Raw genomic sequence first — 16,805 nt, 5'->3', positions numbered from 1 at the left:
GAAAATTCCTTTAGGAATCAATGACTTGCTCGGAAGAATCAGCGTTCGCACGCTAACGCCGGGGCTGGTGGGAAAACGCGCCCGCTGTGGATGGATTTCCATCGGGTTTACCCGTACAAGAGGGTGTCTTTTTGACGGACGGAACTCCATCCCCTGCAGGCGCGCGGCGCGTGTGGGCCGTGGGTGCCTTGTGCCGCGCCGTGGCCGACGCGCTGGAAGCGCGCTTCAACCCGGTGGCCGTGCGCGGCGAGATCACCGGCTTCTCCCGCGCCGCCAGCGGGCACTGCTACTTTTCCCTCAAGGATGCACAAGGGCAGGTGCGCTGCGCGATGTTCCGACGTGCCGCCACGTTGCTGGACTTCGCGCCGCGCGACGGCGAACTGGTCGAAGTGAGCGGCCGGCTCGGCGTGTACGAGCAGCGCGGCGACCTGCAGCTGGTCGTCGAGAGCATGCGGCGCGCCGGGCAGGGCGCGCTGTTCGAGCAGTTCCTGCGCCTGAAGGCCAGGCTGGAGGCGGAGGGCCTGTTCGACGGCGCGCGCAAGCGCGAGCTGCCGCTGCTGCCGCGCGGCATCGGCATCGCCACCTCGCTGGGCGCAGCGGCGCTGCACGACGTCGTCACCTGCCTGCGCCGCCGTGCGCCGCACGTGCCGGTCGTGCTGGTGCCCGCGGCGGTGCAAGGCAGCCAGGCGCCCGGGGAACTGGTGGATGCGCTGCAGGCGCTGTACCGCATGGCCGAGCGCGGCAGCATCGACGTGATCCTGCTCGTGCGAGGCGGCGGCTCCATGGAGGACCTCTGGGCTTTCAATGACGAGCGGCTGGCCCGCACCATCGTCGAGTCACCGGTCCCGCTGGTGAGCGGCGTGGGCCACGAAACCGATTTCACGATCGCCGATTTCTGCGCCGACGTGCGCGCGCCCACGCCCACGGCCGCGGCGGAGCTCGCCGCGCAGCCACAGGAGACCTGGCTCGCGGCGCTGGGCATGGTGCATGAGCGCCTGCAGGATGCCGCCTTGCGCCGCATCGACCGCGCCAGCCAGCGGCTCGACCAGGCCGCGGCACACCTCGGCCGGCCGTCCGCACGCACGGCCCAGCAGCACCTGCGCATCGAGCGGCAGGCGCAGCGGCTGCGGCAGGCGCTGGCGGCGCGGCTCAGGAAGGCGCAGGAGCAGCTGGCCACGCGCCAGGAAAGCCTGGGTGCGCGCGTCGCGCAGCGGCTGGAGCGTGCATCGCGCCAGTGCGAGCGCATCGAGATGCGGCTGCAGCTGCTGGACCCGCGGCTGGTGCTGCAGCGTGGCTATGCGCTGCTCACCGACACGGCCTCGGGCCACCCCATCACGAGCGTGCGCCAGGCCCATGCGGGGCAGGCGGTGCGCGCCGCCCTTGCGGACGGCGAGGTTGATCTTCGCGTGGCGCCCGGCAGCGCCAATGGTGCCTAGAATCGGCCCGTTCGAACCACAAACCCACCGAGGAAGAAGATGGAACACGTCCTGCCCCCCTGCCGTACCCGATCGACGCGCTGGCTCCGCACTACTCGCGCGAGACGCTCGAATACCACCATGGCAAGCACCACAACGCGTACGTGGTGAACCTGAACAACCTGCAGAAGGGCACCGAGTTCGAGAACATGCCGCTGGAGGACATCATCAAGAAGTCCTCGGGCGCGATCTACAACAACTCCGCCCAGATCTGGAACCACACCTTCTTCTGGAACTGCATGAAGCCGCAGGGCGGCGGCGAGCCCACCGGCGCGCTGGCGCAGGCGATCAACGGCAAGTGGGGCAGCTACGCGGCCTTCCGCGAGGCCTTCGTGAAGTCCGCCGTGGGCAACTTCGGCTCCGGCTGGACCTGGCTGGTGAAGAAGGCCGACGGCAGCGTGGACATCGTCAACACCGGCGCGGCCGGCACGCCCCTGACCACCGCCGACAAGGCGCTGCTGACGGTGGACGTGTGGGAACACGCGTACTACATCGACTACCGCAACCTGCGCCCGAAGTTCGTCGAGACCTTCCTCGACAAGCTGGTGAACTGGGACTTTGCGGCGAAGAACTTCGCCTGACCCCAGGGCATTGAAACGAAAAGGGCCGCATCGCGGTCCTTTTTCATTTCGCCTGGAACGGCGCGCCGGTCAGCTTCTGCCCGGCCTTCACGCCCTTCTTCGCGAACCACCCCTTGTTCATCTCCAGCACGTAGCGCACGGGCTTGTGCGAGCAGTGCGAGTCCAGCGTCTGCGGCTTCATCTCGTCGACGTTCACGATGGTGCCGTCCTCGGCCACGAAGGCGATCGACAGGGGCAGCAGCGTGTCCTTCATCCAGAAGCACTGCTGGGCCGCGTATTCGAAGACGAACAGCATGCCTTCGTGCTGCGGCATCTCCTTGCGGTGCATCAGGCCGGTCATGCGCTGCTCGGGGCTGGCGGCCACCTGGGCGTCGATGACGTGCATGCCCGCGCGCAACTTCACGCGCGGCAGGTTCATCTGCGGTTCCTGCGCGAAGGACGCGAAGGCGAGCAGGGCGGCGGCAAGGACGGAGATCTTCTTCATGGTCGCATTGTCGGGTACCCAAGAAAAATGCCCGCGCGCGGCGGGCATTTCGGCAGGGAAGCAAGAACCTTTAGTTCTTGTCCTTCTTGGCGGCGGCCTTCTTGGTGGTGGTCTTCTTGGCGACCTTCTTGTCGCCGGCCTTGGCGTCCTTCTTGTCAGCCTTGGCATCCGCCTTGGCTTCCTTCTTGGCTTCGGCCTTGGCACCGGAAGCGCCGGCCATCGGGGCGCCCGCGTGCGACGCGGCGAAGGCGGTGGAAACGGCGAACAGGGAGGCGACCAGGGCGGCCAGCAGCTTGCTCATTGGGAAAGTCCTTTCAAGGTTGCTTTGGGTGGTTCTCACCTCCCGGTCCACCGGGCGGCCCATCCGTAACGGGACGTAGAGGACCGCGGTTGACACTCGCCGGTCCGGGCGGGGGCAGGGTAATCACCGAGTACCAATGAAAAAGCCGCCCGGAGGCGGCCTTTCGCGGGATGCCGAAGCAGTCGATTACGACTTCTTCTCTTCCTTCTTGGCTTCTTCCTTCTTGGGGGCGGCCTTCTTGGCAACCTTGGCCTTCTTCTCGGTCTTGGCGGCGGCCTTGTCTTCCTTCTTGGCTTCAGCCTTGGCTTCGGCCTTGACTTCCTTCTTCGCTTCGGCCTTCACTTCGGCCTTGGCGGCCGGGGCGGCGGCCTTCACTTCGGCCTTGGCGGCGGGGGTCGCCGGGATGGCGGGCGTGGCGGGGGTGGCTTGCGCGAACACGGCGGCGGAGAAGAGGCCGGCGATCAGGGTGGCGAGGAGCTTGTTCATGGATATTTCCTTCGGGTCGATCGTTTTCAAAAGTGCCCAACGAATCTGTCAGACCCTCCGGCAACGCGGCAACGGTTGAGCCGGTTGACAAGGCCCCGTGCCGGCAGGCGTGGGCGAAAGGAGCGCGACAGATTGGGGGCTAGAATTCGCCGGCTGCCCCGGTGCCCCCGGCTCCTGGCGGGCACAGCGACCCCTTTCCCTCCCGGAGACTTTCCCCCATGGCCTACCAGCACATCAAGGTCCCCTCCCAGGGCCAGAAGATCAGTGTCAATGCCGACATGTCCCTCAACGTGCCGGACCAGCCCATCATCCCCTACATCGAGGGCGACGGCACCGGCGTGGACATCACGCCGGTGATGCTGAAGGTGGTGGATGCCGCGGTGGAGAAGGCCTACGGTGGCAAGAAGAAGATCCACTGGATGGAGATGTTCGCCGGCGAGAAGGCGACCAAGGTGTACGGCCCCGACGTCTGGCTGCCCGACGAAACCCTGGCCGCCTCGCGCGAGTACGTGGTGTCGATCAAGGGCCCGCTGACCACGCCCGTGGGCGGCGGCATCCGTTCGCTGAACGTGGCGCTGCGCCAGGAACTGGACCTCTACGTCTGCCTGCGCCCCATCCAGTACTTCAAGGGCGTGCCCTCGCCGCTGAAGGAGCCGGAGAAGACCAACATGGTGATCTTCCGCGAGAACTCGGAAGACATCTACGCCGGCATCGAGTACGAGGCCAACACCGACAAGGCGAGGAAGGTCATCGACTTCCTGACCAAGGAGCTGGGCGTCAAGAAGATCCGCTTCCCGGGAAGCTCCGCGATCGGCATCAAGCCGGTGTCCATCGAGGGCACCGAGCGCCTGGTGCGCAAGGCCTTCCAGTACGCGATCGACAACGACAAGCCCTCGGTCACGCTGGTGCACAAGGGCAACATCATGAAGTTCACGGAAGGCGGCTTCCGTGACTGGGGCTATGCGCTGGCCAAGAAGGAATTCGGCGCCGCGGAGATCGACGGCGGCCCGTGGATGAAGTTCAAGAACCCGAAGACGGGCAAGGACATCATCGTCAAGGACGTGATCGCCGACGCCTTCCTGCAGCAGATCCTGCTGCGCCCCGCCGAATACAGCGTGGTGGCCACGCTGAACCTGAACGGCGACTACATCTCCGACGCGCTGGCCGCGCAGGTCGGCGGCATCGGCATCGCCCCGGGTGCCAACATGAGCGACTCGGTTGCCATGTTCGAAGCCACTCACGGCACGGCGCCCAAGTACGCGGGCAAGGACTACGTGAACCCCGGCTCCGAAATCCTCTCGGCCGAGATGATGCTGCGCCACATGGGCTGGACCCAGGCGGCCGACCTGATCATCAGCTCGCTGGAGAAGTCCATCCTCTCCAAGAAGGTGACCTACGACTTCGCGCGCCTCATGGACGGCGCGACGCAGGTCAGCTGCTCGGGCTTCGGCCAGGTGATGATCGAGAACATGTGATCCTTGCCGCGGGGGCGGGCCACGCTGCCTCTCCCGTCATCCCCGCGGAGGCGGGGACCCAAAGCGTTCAGGAAGCCGCCCATGGGCGGCTTTTTGCTGGCCCGCACCACGGCAGGGATCGCGTAAGGTTCCACAGCCTAAAATATCGGCTCGCATCGTGGCAGCCTGCTGCCATCCACCCACCACCCGAGAGAGACATTCCGTGGCTGCCGACCGTTCCAAGATCATCTACACGCTCACCGACGAAGCTCCCTACCTGGCGACGCATTCCTTCCTGCCCATCGTGCGCACCTTCGCGGCTGCCGCGGGCATCGAGGTGGTGGAGAGCGACATCTCTCCGTGGCCAACCGGATCCTGGGCGAGTTCGGCGACTTCCTGACCGACGCGCAGAAGGTGCCCAACACCCTGGCGGAGCTGGGCCAGAAGACGCTGCAGCCCGATGCCAACATCATCAAGCTGCCGAACATCAGCGCCTCGCAGAACCAGCTGCTGGCGGCGGTGCGCGAGCTGCGCGCGCGCGGCTACATGGTTCCCGAATACCCGGAGAACCCGAAGACCGACGAAGAGAAGGCGATCCGCCAGCGCTACTCCAAGGTGCTGGGCTCGGCGGTGAACCCGGTGCTGCGCGAGGGCAACTCCGACCGCCGCGCGCCCAAGGCGGTGAAGGAATACGCCCGCAAGAACCCGCACAGCATGGCCGACTGGAGCCCCGCTTCGCGCACGCACGTCTCGCACATGACGCACGGCGACTTCTACCACGGCGAGAAGTCGATGACATTGGACCGCGCGCGCGACGTCAAGATGGAGCTGGTCACCAAGTCCGGCAAGACCATCGTGCTCAAGCCCAAGGTCTCCCTGCTGGCCGGCGAGATCATCGACTCGATGTTCATGAGCAAGAAGGCCCTGCTGGCCTTCTACGAGCAGCAGATCGAGGACGCGAAGAACACCGGCGTGATGTTCTCCCTGCACGTCAAGGCCACGATGATGAAGGTGTCGCACCCCATCGTGTTCGGCCACTGCGTGCGCATGTTCTACAAGGAAGCCTTCGAGAAGCACGGCAAGCTGTTCGACGAGCTGGGCGTGAACGTCAACAACGGCATGGCCAACCTGTACGACAAGATCGCCACGCTGCCGCAGTCGCAGCAGGACGAGATCAAGCGCGACCTGCACGCCTGCCAGGAGCACCGCCCCGAGCTGGCGATGGTCGATTCCGCCAAGGGCATCACCAACTTCCACTCGCCCAACGACATCATCGTCGACGCCTCGATGCCGGCCATGATCCGCCAGGGCGGCAAGATGTACGGCGCCGACGGCCGCCTGAAGGACGTGAAGGCCGTGATGCCCGAGTCGACCTTCGCCCGCATCTACCAGGAGATCATCAACTTCTGCAAGTGGCACGGCAACTTCGACCCCAAGACCATGGGCACCGTGCCCAACGTGGGCCTGATGGCGCAGCAGGCCGAGGAATACGGCTCGCACGACAAGACCTACGAGGTCCCGGAAGACGGCGTCGCCAACATCACCGACCTGGCCACCGGCGAAGTGCTGCTGGCGCAGAACGTGGAGAAGGGCGACATCTGGCGCATGTGCCAGGTCAAGGACGCCGCGATCCGCGACTGGGTCAAGCTGGCCGTGACGCGTGCGCGCAATTCCGGCATGCCGGCGGTGTTCTGGCTGGACCCCTACCGCCCGCACGAGAACGAGCTGATCAAGAAGGTGCGCACCTACCTGAAGGACCACGACACCAAGGGCCTGGACATCCAGGTCATGAGCCAGGTGCGCGCCATGCGCTACACGCTGGAGCGCGTGATCCGCGGCCTGGACACCATCAGCGTCACCGGCAACATCCTGCGCGACTACCTGACCGACCTGTTCCCGATCATGGAGCTGGGCACCAGCGCCAAGATGCTGTCGATCGTGCCGCTGATGGCGGGCGGCGGCATGTACGAGACGGGCGCCGGCGGCTCGGCCCCCAAGCACGTGCAGCAGCTGGTGGAGGAAAACCACCTGCGCTGGGACTCGCTGGGCGAGTTCCTCGCGCTGGCGGTGAGCCTGGAAGACGAAGGCATCAAGACCGGCAACAAGAAGGCGCAGGTCCTGGCCACGGCGCTGGACGCCGCCACGGGCAAGCTGCTCGAGAACAACAAAAACCCCTCGCCCAAGACCGGCCAGCTCGATAACCGCGGCAGCCAGTTCTACCTGACGCTGTACTGGGCGCAGGCGCTGGCGGCGCAGAAGGACGACGCCGAACTGGCCGCGCGCTTCGCGCCCCTGGCCAAGGAGCTCACGGCCAAGGAGCAGAAGATCGTCGAGGAGCTGAACGCGGTGCAGGGCAAGCCGGTGGACATCGGCGGCTACTACTTCCCGGACCGCAAGAAGGTCAGCGCCGTCATGCGTCCCAGCCAGACCTTCAACGCCGTCCTCGAGGCCGCGCAGGGCTGAAACACCTCTTGCGCGCAGGCGCGTAAGCAGCAGGCTTAAGCGCGCGCTCGTGACGAGCCCCGGTGCCCCAGGCACCGGGGCTTTTTTGCGACACCTTCCGAATGGTTGATTGCGTCGGGATTCGCTTCGCGGCGAGACTTCGGCGACAAGAAATCAGGAGGAAGAGACGATGGCCAGCTACCAGGGCACGGCGGGGAACGACGCGATCAACGGAACGGGGGCGCGGACAGCCTTCGCGGCAATGGTGGCGACGACAGCCTGTACGGAGGCGGCGGCAGCGATGTCATCGACGGTGGTGCCGGCACCGACTCGGCGCGCTACCGCGGCTCCTTCCTCGACTACACGATCACCTGGGACAGCGCCGCGCGCCAGTACCGCATCGTCGATCGCAGCGGCCGCGACGGCTCGGACCTGGTTTCGGGCGTGGAGTACTTCCGCTTCACCGACGGCACCTGGTCGATCGCGAACCTGGTCGAAGGCATGGGCGACGGCCTCGTCCTGATCGGCACCGCCGGCGACGACGTGCTCACGGGCGGCATCGGCTACGACAGCCTGGACGGCGGCGCCGGCAACGACCTGCTGGAGGGTCGCGGGTCGGCGGACGTCCTGGCCGGAGGGAGCGGCACGGACAGCGCGCGCTTCAGCGGCAACTTCCTCGATTACCGCATCACCTGGGACGCCAACGCGCGCAAGTACACGATCGCCGACCAGGTCCTGGGGCGCGACGGCACCGACACGGTCAGCGGCGTCGAATACTTCGGTTTTGCCGACGGCCTGCGCGCCATCTCGGATCTCGGGCTGGCGCAGGGCGACGGCGAAGTCCTCACCGGCACGGACGGCGACGACGTCCTGGCGGGCAACGTCGGCTACGACGTGATCGACGGCGGCGCGGGCAACGACGTGCTCGAAGGCGCCGGCGGCGACGATGCGATCACCGGCGGGGCGGGCGGGGACGCGGTGCGCTTCAGCGGCTCCAGCTGGGAGTACGGGATCACCTGGGACGCCGCCGCGCGGCAGTACACGGTGGCCGACACCCATTCCGGCCGTGATGGCACCGACGTGGTCGGCGGCGTGGAGATCTTCCAGTTCCAGGACGGCTACCGCGACTGGAGCAACCTGGTGGACGGCGTAGGCGACGGCGTCACCCTGGTGGGCGCCGATGGTGCGGACGTCCTCGAAGGCAGCATGGGCTACGACACGCTGCAGGGCGGCCAGGGCGACGACCTCCTGAACGGCTACGCAGCGAGCGACGTGCTCGATGGCGGCATCGGCAACGACATGCTGGAAGGCGGCGCCGGCAACGACGCGATCGCGGGCGGCGACGGCGTGGACACGGTGCGCTTCAGCGGCTCCAGCTGGGAATACAGCATCACCTGGGACGCGGCGACGCGCCAGTACACGGTCGCGGACAACATGTATGTCTACGAACCTTTCCCTTCGCCGCATTACGGCAACCGTGACGGCAGCGACACGGTCGGCGGCGTGGAGATCTTCCAGTTCCAGGATGGCTACCGGGACTGGAGCAACCTGGTGGAAGGCGCGGGTGACGGCGTCACGCTGATGGGCACCGAGGCTGCCGACACGCTCGAAGGCAGCATGGGCTACGACACGCTGCAGGGCGGCGAGGGCAACGACATGCTGTACGGTTACTCCGCCAACGACGCGCTCGATGGCGGTGCCGGCGACGACTTCGTCGATGCCGGTGCCGGCAACGACCAACTTCAGGGCAGCGCGGGCAGCGACGTGCTGCGAGGCGGCGAAGGCAACGACGTGCTGGTGGGCGGCGAGGGCGTGGACATCGCAGTGTTCAGCGGCTCCTTCTGGGAGTACAGCGTCACGTGGGATGCGGCCACGCGGCAGTACACGATCGCGGACAACACCTCCACCTACATCCTCTATCCGTACCCGCAGTTCTTGAGCCGCGACGGCACGGACACGACCAGTGGCGTGGAGATCTTCCAGTTCCAGGATGGCACGCGCAACTGGAGCGACCTGGTCTACGGCGCCGGCGACGGCGTGTCCCTGATAGGCACGGATGCCTCCGACTTCCTGGAAGGCAGCGTCGGTTACGACACGCTGCAAGGGGAGAGACGGCAACGACACCTTGTACGCCTACACCGCCAACGACGTGCTCGATGGCGGCGCCGGCGAAGACATGCTGGATGGCGGCTTCGGCGCCGACCAGCTCGTGGGCGGCGGCGGCGGGGACTGGCTGCGCGGTGATGAAGGCAACGACGTGCTGGTGGGCGGCGAGGGCGTGGACATCGCGGTGTTCAGCGGCTCCTTCTGGGAGTACAGCGTCACGTGGGATGCAGCCACGCGGCAGTACACGATCGCGGACAACACCTCCACCTACATCTTCTATCCGTACCCGCAGTTCGTGAGCCGCGACGGCACGATATCACCAGCGGCGTGGAGATCTTCCAGTTCCAGGATGGCACGCGCAACTGGAGCGACCTGGTCTACGGCGCCGGCGACGGCGTGTCCCTGATAGGCACGGATGCCTCCGACTTCCTGGAAGGCAGCGTCGGTTACGACACGCTGCAAGGCGGCGAGGGCAACGACACGCTGTACAGCTCCTTCTCGTCCGACTCCCTGGACGGCGGCGCCGGCGAAGACATGCTGGATGGCGGCTTCGGCGCCGACCAGCTCTTGGGCGGCAGCGGCGGCGACTGGCTGCGCGGTGATGAAGGCAACGACGTGCTCGTGGGCGGCGAGGGCGTGGACATCGCGGTGTTCAGCGGCTCCTTCTGGGAGTACAGCGTCACGTGGGATGCGGCCACGCGGCAGTACACGATCGCGGACAACACCTCCACCTACATCTTCTATCCGTACCCGCAGTTCGTGAGCCGCGACGGCACGGACACGACCAGTGGCGTGGAGATCTTCCAGTTCCAGGATGGCACGCGCAACTGGAGCGACCTGGTCTACGGCGCCGGCGACGGCGTGTCCCTGATAGGCACGGATGCCTCCGACTTCCTGGAAGGCAGCGTCGGTTACGACACGCTGCAAGGCGGCGAGGGCAACGACACGCTGTACGGCTCCTTCTCGTCCGACTCCCTGGACGGCGGCGCCGGCGAAGACATGCTGGATGGTGGCTTCGGCGCCGACCAGCTCGTGGGCGGCGGCGGCGGGGACTGGCTGCAAGGCGGCGAAGGCAACGACGTGCTGGTGGGCGGCGAGGGCGTGGACTGGGCGGTCTTCAGTGGCTACAGCTGGGAATACAGCATCAGCTGGGACGCAGCAACACGCCAGTACACGATCGCGGACAACACGTCCACGTACACCTTCTACCCGTACCCGCAGTACGCGAGCCGCGATGGGATCGACACGGTGAGCGGCGTGGAGCTCTTCCAGTTCCAGGACGGCACGCGCAACTGGAGCAACCTGGTCTACGGCGCCGGCGACGGCATCACGGTGGCAGGCACCGAAGGCGACGACTACCTGTACGGCAGCGAGGGCTACGACACGCTGCAGGGCGGCGCTGGCTGGGACAACCTGTACGGCATGGCCGGCGGCGACGTGCTCGAGGGCGGCAGCGGCTCCGACACCCTCGTCGGCGGTGCGGGCAACGACCACCTGGATGGCGGCGCCGACGATTTCGACTGGGCCTACTTCAGTGGCTACAGCTGGGAATACAGCATCAGCTGGGACGCGGTGGCGCACCAGTACACCATCGCCGACAACAACAGCAACTACTACTACCCCTACGGCAGCCGCGACGGCGTCGACACGCTGCAGCGCGTCGAGTACGTCCAGTTCCAGGACGGCTACCGCGACTGGAGCAACCTGGTGATGGGTGCGGGCGAGGGCGTGGAACTGTCCGGCACCGATGGGGACGACGACCTGTACGGCAGCACCGGCTACGACGTGATCCACGGCGGCGCGGGCAACGACCGCGTCTACGCCCGCGAGTCGGATGATGCGGTGTACGGCGAAGCCGGAGACGACTGGATCGATGGCCATGGAGGCAACGACTTCATCGACGGTGGAGAAGGCTTGGACACGGTCTCCTTCGCAGGCTACTCCCACGAATTCAACATCAGCTACGACGCCGCCAGCGGCCAGTACACCTTCGCCCACCAGGCGGGCAGCGGCACCGACACGCTCACCGGCGTGGAATACGTGAGCTTCTCCGACGGGCTCCGCCCGATCGAGAGCGTGCTGGGCGGTGGCTGGCCGGGGCAGACCTTCTACGGCACGACGGCGGGCGACTACCTCGTGGGCTCCGGCGGCGACGACACCTTCTACGCCATGGAAAGCACCGACACGATCCGCGGCATGGGCGGCAACGACGTGGTCCAGGCCGGCGACGGCGACGACTACCTGTACGGCAATGCAGGCAATGACGTGCTCGACGGCGGAACCGGTTGGGACCGGGCCATGTACGACGGCAACAGCTGGAACTACACGGTGAGCTTCGACGGCGCCTCCGGCCAGTACACCGTCACCGACAACGTGGGCGGCGAGGGCGTGGACACGCTGCGCGACGTGGAGGTGCTGGCCTTCGCCGACAACTGGCGCGACCCCGGCGAGATGGCGTCCCCGGCCAGGACATCGTCGGCACGGAGTTCGGCGAGTACCTGTCGGGGACCTATGGCGCCGACACCCTCCAGGGCCTGGACGGCCACGACACGCTGGAGGGCAAGGAGAGCAACGACCTGCTGGCGGGCGGCAACGGCACCGACGTGGCGAACTATCGGGGCTACTCCTGGGAATACGACCTCGGCTGGGACGCGGCGAGCGGGACCTACCTGGTCAGCGACCACATCCTGGGGCGTGACGGAACGGACACCCTTTCCGGCGTGGAATACCTCAACTTCGGCGACGGCATGCACGACATCACCCTGCTGCCCATGACCACGGTGGGGATGGCCGAGCAGCCCGCGGAGGCTTTCATCGCCTGACGGCCGCCTGCCGGCGCAGGCGAAAGCTTGACGACGGTCATAACCCCGGGGGCGCGCACGCTTATCGTTCGCGCCTTGTCCGCCTCTCCCCGGTGGACCCCTGGGCCCCATGTCCGCAATTGCACCTTTTGGCGTGGCCGAAACGGCCGCCGACCCCGCCTCCTTCGAACTCGTCTGCCCCGCCGGCAGCCTGCCGGCCCTCAAGGCCGCCGTCGACGCCGGCGCCGACTGCGTCTACATGGGCATGCGCGATGCGACCAACGCGCGCAACTTCGCAGGCCTGAACTTCGACCGCGCCGCCATCGAGAACGGCATCCGCTACGCGCACGAGCGCGGCACCAAGGTGCTGATGGCGATCAACACCTATCCCCAGGCCAGCAATCCCGGCCCCTGGCGATCGAGCATCGACCAGGCCGCCGAGATGGGCGTGGACGCGGTGATCGTGGCCGACCCGGGCCTGCTGCAGTACGCCTCGCGCACGCACACCCGAAGCTGCGCCTGCACCTGTCGGTGCAGGGCTCGGCCACCAACTACGAGGCGATCAACTTCTACCACCAGCAGTTCGGCATCCAGCGCGCCGTGCTGCCGCGCGTGCTGTCGCTCGAACAGGTCAAGCAGCTGGTGCAGCGCACCCCGGTGGAGATCGAGGTGTTCGGCTTCGGCAGCCTGTGCGTGATGGTGGAGGGCCGCTGCTCGCTGTCCTCCTACGTCACCGGCGAATCGCCCAACACCCACGGTGTCTGCTCGCCGCCGAAGGCCGTGCGCTGGCAGGAGACGCCCAAGGGGCTGGAAGCGCGCCTGGGTGGCGTGCTGATCGACCGCTACGCACCCGGCGAGAGCGCCGGCTACCCCACGCTGTGCAAGGGCCGCTTCGACGTCGCCGACGACAAGGCCTTCTACGCCATCGAGGAACCCACCAGCCTGAACACGCTCGACCTGCTGCCGCAGCTGGTGAAGATGGGCGTGCGCGCCGTGAAGATCGAGGGCCGCCAGCGCAGCCCCGCCTATGTCGCCCAGGTCACGAAGATCTGGCGCGAAGCGATCGACCAGTGCCTGGAGCTCGGCCACCGCTACGCGGTGCGCACCGGCTGGATGGCGGGCCTCGACCAGCTGGCCGAAGGCCAGCAGCACACCCTGGGCGCGTACCACCGCAACTGGAAGTAGGACCATGAAGCTTTCCCTCGGCCCCTTGCTGTACTACTGGCCGCGCGACACCGTGCTGGCCTTCTACGCCCGGATGGCGGAAACGCCGGTGGACATCGTCTACCTGGGCGAAGCGGTCTGTTCCCGCCGCCACGAGATGCGCCTGCCCGACTGGCTGGAGGTCGCGGGCATGCTGCGCGAGGCCGGCAAGGAAGTGGTCCTGTCCACGCAGGTGCTGCTGGAGTCCGGCGCCGACGTCGCCACCATGCACAAGATCGCCGCCAACGGCGAGTTCACCGTCGAGGCCAACGAGATGGGCTCGGTGCACTGCCTGGCGGGCAAGGTGCCCTTCGTGGCCGGCCCGCACCTGAACCTGTACAACGGCGACGCGCTGCGCTGGATGGCCGGGCTGGGCGCCACGCGCTGGGTGATGCCCACCGAGATGAAGCGCGACGACCTCGCCGTGCTGCAGCGGGAAAAGCCCGAGGGCCTGGAGACCGAGGTGTTCGCCATGGGCCGGCTGCCGCTGGCGTTCTCCGCGCGCTGCTTCACCGCCCGCCACGCCAACCTGCCGAAGGACGACTGCGGCTTCAGCTGCATCGCCCACCCGGACGGCCTGGTGCTGCGCACGCGCGAGGACGAACCCTTCCTGGTGCTCAATGGCATCCAGACGCAATCGGCGCGGGTGTACAGCCTGCTGCAGGACCTGTGCGAGCTGGTCACGGCCGGCGTCGACGTGCTGCGCCTGAGCCCGCAGTCGCAGAACATGGCCGAAGTCGTCGCCCTGTTCGATGCCGCGCGCAACGGCGACATGACGGGCCGCGCCGCGCAGGAGAAGCTGCGCGCGCTGCTGCCCGACGAGGACTGCAACGGCCACTGGCACGGGCGCCCCGGCCTCGACCGCGTCAGCGAGGTGGCGGCATGAAGATCATCGCGCGCACGCTGCCCGAATGCCCGCCCTTCGTGGCCTCGCTGCTGGAGAAGCTGCCGGCCTATCCCGGCTCGCTGCTGCTGTCCACGGCGCTGAACGCCGGGCTGGCGCCGCAGCTGCCGGCCGACGTGGCGCAGCTGATGACGGGCCGCAAGTTCCGCATCCACGTGCGCGACGCGCGCGTCTCCTTCGACTTCACCTGGACCGGCAGCCGCTTCGCGCCGCTGTCCCGGCAGGCGCAGACCGACCTCACCATCAGCGCCAGCGGCCCCGACTTCCTGCGCATGGCGCGCCGGGAGGAAGACCCCGACACGCTGTTCTTCAGCCGCCGTCTCATGATGGAAGGCGACACCGAGCTGGGCCTGGTCGTCAAGAACACGCTCGACGCGCTGGAGCTGCCCGTGCTGGAGCACCTGAGCCGCTTCGGCCGCAAGCCCGGGACGCCGCGCGATCCCGGGCGGCGGAGCGCCGGCCCATGGGCCTGAGCGACCCCCAGGCGGCGAAGCGCATCGTCGTCGCGATCTCGGGCGCCAGCGGCGCCTGCTATGGCGTGCGCATGCTGCAGGCCTTGCGCGACGCGCCCGGCTTCGAGTCGCACCTGGTGGTGTCGCCCGCCGGCTGGCGCAACCTGCGCCAGGAACTGCAGATGTCGCCCGGCGACCTGCGGCCGCTTGCGGACCACGTGCACGACGTCGGCGACGTCGGCGCCACCATCGCCAGCGGCAGCTTCCGCGCGGCCGGCATGGCGGTCGCGCCGTGCTCGATGCGCACGCTGGCGGCGATCGCCCACGGCCTGGGCGACAACCTGATCACCCGCGCCGCCGACGTGATGCTCAAGGAGCGCCGCCGGCTGGTGCTGATGGTGCGCGAGACGCCGCTGCACCTGGGCCACCTGCGCAACATGATCGTCGTGACCGAGATGGGCGCCATCGTCGCGCCGCCCGTGCCCGCCTTCTACCTGCGGCCGCAGACCGTGCAGGACATCGTCGACCAGGCGGTGGCGCGCACGCTGGACCTGCTGGACGTGCCGCACGCGCTGTCGGCGCGCTGGGCCGGCGAAACCGCGGCCTGAGATGACTTACCGGGACCTGCGCGAGTTCATCGCGCAACTGGAGCAGGACGGTGACCTGCGCCGCGTGCGGCAGCCGGTGTCGCCGCACCTGGAGATGACCGCGGTGGCCGACCGCGTGCTGCGCGCCGGCGGCCCGGCGCTGCTGTTCGAGCAACCCACTGGCCACCGCATGCCGGTGCTGGCCAACCTGTTCGGCACGCCGCAGCGCGTGGCCCGCGCCATGGGCGTGGCCGACCTGAAGGGCGTGCGTCCCTTCGGCGAGCTGCTCGCGCGCCTGAAGGAGCCTCAGCCGCCGCGCGGCTTCAAGGAGATGCTGGGCATGACGGACCTGCTCAAGCGCCTGTGGCACATGGCGCCGCGCGAACTCTCCAGCGCAGCCTGCCAGGAAAAGGTGTTCGAGGGCGAGGACGTCGACCTCGGCATGCTGCCGGTGCAGCACTGCTGGCCGGGCGACGTCGCGCCCCTGATCACCTGGGGGCTCACCATCACCAAGGGCCCGAACAAGCCGCGCCAGAACCTGGGCATCTACCGCCAGCAGGTGCTCTCGCGCAACCGCCTGATCCTGCGCTGGCTGCCGCACCGGGGCGGCGCGCTCGATTTCCGCGACCACTGCCTGGCGCACCCGGGCGAGCCGTACCCGGTGGCCGTGGCCCTCGGTGCCGATCCGGCCACGCTGCTGGGGGCGGTGACGCCGGTGCCGGACTCGCTGTCGGAATACCAGTTCGCCGGCCTGCTGCGTGGCAGCCGCACCGAAGTCGCGCCCGCCATCGGCGTGCCGCTGCGCGTGCCGGCCACGGCGGAGATCGTGCTGGAAGGCCACGTGCGCCCGGATCCTGCGCACCCGAGCGGCTTCGAGCACGCGCTGGAGGGCCCTTACGGCGACCACACCGGCTACTACAACGAGCAGGCGTCCTTCCCGGTGCTCACGATCGACCGCATCACCATGCGGCGCGACCCCATCTACCACTCCACCTACACCGGCAAGCCGCCCGACGAGCCGGCGGTGCTGGGCCTGGCGATGAACGAACTGTTCATCCCGCTGCTGCAGCGCCAGTTCCCGGAGATCGTGGACTTCTACCTGCCGCCGGAAGCCTGCAGCTACCGCATGGCGGTGGTGAGCATCCGCAAGGCCTACCCGGGCCACGCGCGGCGCGTGATGATGGGCGTGTGGAGCCACCTGCGCCAGTTCATGTACACCAAGTTCGTGCTGGTGGTGGACGACGACGTGGACGTGCGCGACTGGCGCGAGGTCATGTGGGCCCTGAGCACTCGCATGGACCCGGCGCGCGACACGATGATGATCGAGCACACGCCGATCGACTACCTGGACTTCGCCTCGCCGGTTGCGGGCCTGGGCAGCAAGATGGGCATGGACGCCACCAACAAGTGGCCCGGCGAGACCCAGCGCGAATGGGGCCGGCCGATCGCCATGGAACCGGCGGTCGCGGCGCGCGTCCAACAGCTCTGTGAAGAGCTGGGCTGCTGACGCTCCGCTGTCGGCTGCGCTC

Annotated in this window: 12 protein-coding genes and 4 pseudogenes; 13 read left to right on the top strand and 3 right to left on the bottom strand. The window is 67.8% G+C overall.

The genetic code is table 11. From position 1 onward, the window contains the following. The first annotated feature begins 131 nt into the window (after window positions 1-131). Together xseA and HK415_RS08160 are read left to right on the top strand one after the other, a co-directional pair. Complete coding sequence (xseA, locus tag HK415_RS08165; protein ID WP_171558020.1) at window positions 132-1,436, top strand: exodeoxyribonuclease VII large subunit; 1,305 nt, start codon at window positions 132-134, stop codon at window positions 1,434-1,436. 39 nt (window positions 1,437-1,475) lie between these two features. Beyond that, window positions 1,476-2,056 (top strand): annotated as a pseudogene (locus tag HK415_RS08160) (superoxide dismutase). Window positions 2,057-2,099: 43 nt separating this feature from the next. Here the strand turns inward: HK415_RS08160 and HK415_RS08155 are convergent. From HK415_RS08155 to HK415_RS08145, 3 genes are all read right to left on the bottom strand, one after another. Next, entirely contained in the window at window positions 2,100-2,540 is a 441-nt protein-coding gene (locus HK415_RS08155; RefSeq protein ID WP_171558018.1) for a DUF192 domain-containing protein, read from the bottom strand. Window positions 2,541-2,610: 70 nt separating this feature from the next. After that, window positions 2,611-2,841, bottom strand: coding sequence for a hypothetical protein (locus tag HK415_RS08150; RefSeq protein ID WP_171558015.1), 231 nt, complete (start codon window positions 2,839-2,841; stop codon window positions 2,611-2,613). A gap of 186 nt (window positions 2,842-3,027) precedes the next feature. Beyond that, window positions 3,028-3,327 (bottom strand): hypothetical protein, encoded by a 300-nt coding sequence (locus tag HK415_RS08145; RefSeq protein WP_171558013.1) that lies wholly within the window; start codon window positions 3,325-3,327, stop codon window positions 3,028-3,030. A gap of 218 nt (window positions 3,328-3,545) precedes the next feature. On the opposite strand from HK415_RS08145, the gene icd reads away from it, so the two are divergent. The 11 genes and pseudogenes from icd (at window position 3,546) to ubiD (ending at window position 16,783) form a co-directional block, all read left to right on the top strand. Continuing rightward, window positions 3,546-4,802 carry an NADP-dependent isocitrate dehydrogenase gene (gene icd, locus HK415_RS08140; RefSeq protein WP_171558010.1) on the top strand — a complete coding sequence of 419 codons (1,257 nt, stop codon included), beginning with the start codon at window positions 3,546-3,548 and terminating at the stop codon, window positions 4,800-4,802. Window positions 4,803-5,004: 202 nt separating this feature from the next. Further along, window positions 5,005-7,244 (top strand): annotated as a pseudogene (locus tag HK415_RS08135) (NADP-dependent isocitrate dehydrogenase). Between the two features lie 105 nt (window positions 7,245-7,349). Next, window positions 7,350-9,467, top strand: a complete 2,118-nt coding sequence (locus HK415_RS08130) for a calcium-binding protein (protein WP_171558008.1) — start codon at window positions 7,350-7,352, stop codon at window positions 9,465-9,467. Next, window positions 9,349-9,735 (top strand): calcium-binding protein, encoded by a 387-nt coding sequence (locus HK415_RS08125; protein WP_171558005.1) that lies wholly within the window; start codon window positions 9,349-9,351, stop codon window positions 9,733-9,735. The genes HK415_RS08130 and HK415_RS08125 overlap by 119 nt, the downstream gene beginning before the upstream one ends. After that, a pseudogene (locus HK415_RS26040) lies at window positions 9,657-11,603 on the top strand (calcium-binding protein); the annotation flags it as partial. The gene HK415_RS08125 and the pseudogene HK415_RS26040, both read left to right, overlap by 79 nt. Before the next feature lie 11 nt (window positions 11,604-11,614). Beyond that, the gene (locus tag HK415_RS23845) at window positions 11,615-12,151 is read left to right on the top strand and encodes a hypothetical protein (protein ID WP_216369924.1); all 537 of its coding nucleotides are present in this window, start codon (window positions 11,615-11,617) and stop codon (window positions 12,149-12,151) included. A gap of 109 nt (window positions 12,152-12,260) precedes the next feature. Next, window positions 12,261-13,315 (top strand): annotated as a pseudogene (gene ubiU / locus HK415_RS08115) (ubiquinone anaerobic biosynthesis protein UbiU). Between the two features lie 4 nt (window positions 13,316-13,319). Further along, window positions 13,320-14,219 (top strand): U32 family peptidase, encoded by a 900-nt coding sequence (locus tag HK415_RS08110; protein WP_171558000.1) that lies wholly within the window; start codon window positions 13,320-13,322, stop codon window positions 14,217-14,219. Further along, the gene (ubiT, locus tag HK415_RS08105) at window positions 14,216-14,710 is read left to right on the top strand and encodes a ubiquinone anaerobic biosynthesis accessory factor UbiT (RefSeq protein ID WP_171557998.1); all 495 of its coding nucleotides are present in this window, start codon (window positions 14,216-14,218) and stop codon (window positions 14,708-14,710) included. Before HK415_RS08110 ends, ubiT begins: the two co-directional genes overlap by 4 nt. After that, window positions 14,701-15,297: a UbiX family flavin prenyltransferase gene (locus tag HK415_RS08100; protein WP_171557996.1), complete on the top strand. Its 597-nt coding sequence runs from the start codon at window positions 14,701-14,703 to the stop codon at window positions 15,295-15,297. Before ubiT ends, HK415_RS08100 begins: the two co-directional genes overlap by 10 nt. Before the next feature lies 1 nt (window position 15,298). Further along, window positions 15,299-16,783 carry a 4-hydroxy-3-polyprenylbenzoate decarboxylase gene (gene ubiD, locus HK415_RS08095; protein ID WP_171557993.1) on the top strand — a complete coding sequence of 495 codons (1,485 nt, stop codon included), beginning with the start codon at window positions 15,299-15,301 and terminating at the stop codon, window positions 16,781-16,783. The last annotated feature ends 22 nt before the right edge of the window (window positions 16,784-16,805 follow it).

It is taken from the genome of Ramlibacter montanisoli (assembly GCF_013087525.1).
Classification (GTDB): Bacteria; Pseudomonadota; Gammaproteobacteria; order Burkholderiales; family Burkholderiaceae_C; genus Ramlibacter; species Ramlibacter montanisoli.
The sequence above is the reverse complement of the archived record's forward strand: the minus strand, read 5'-3'. Positions and strand labels throughout refer to the sequence as shown.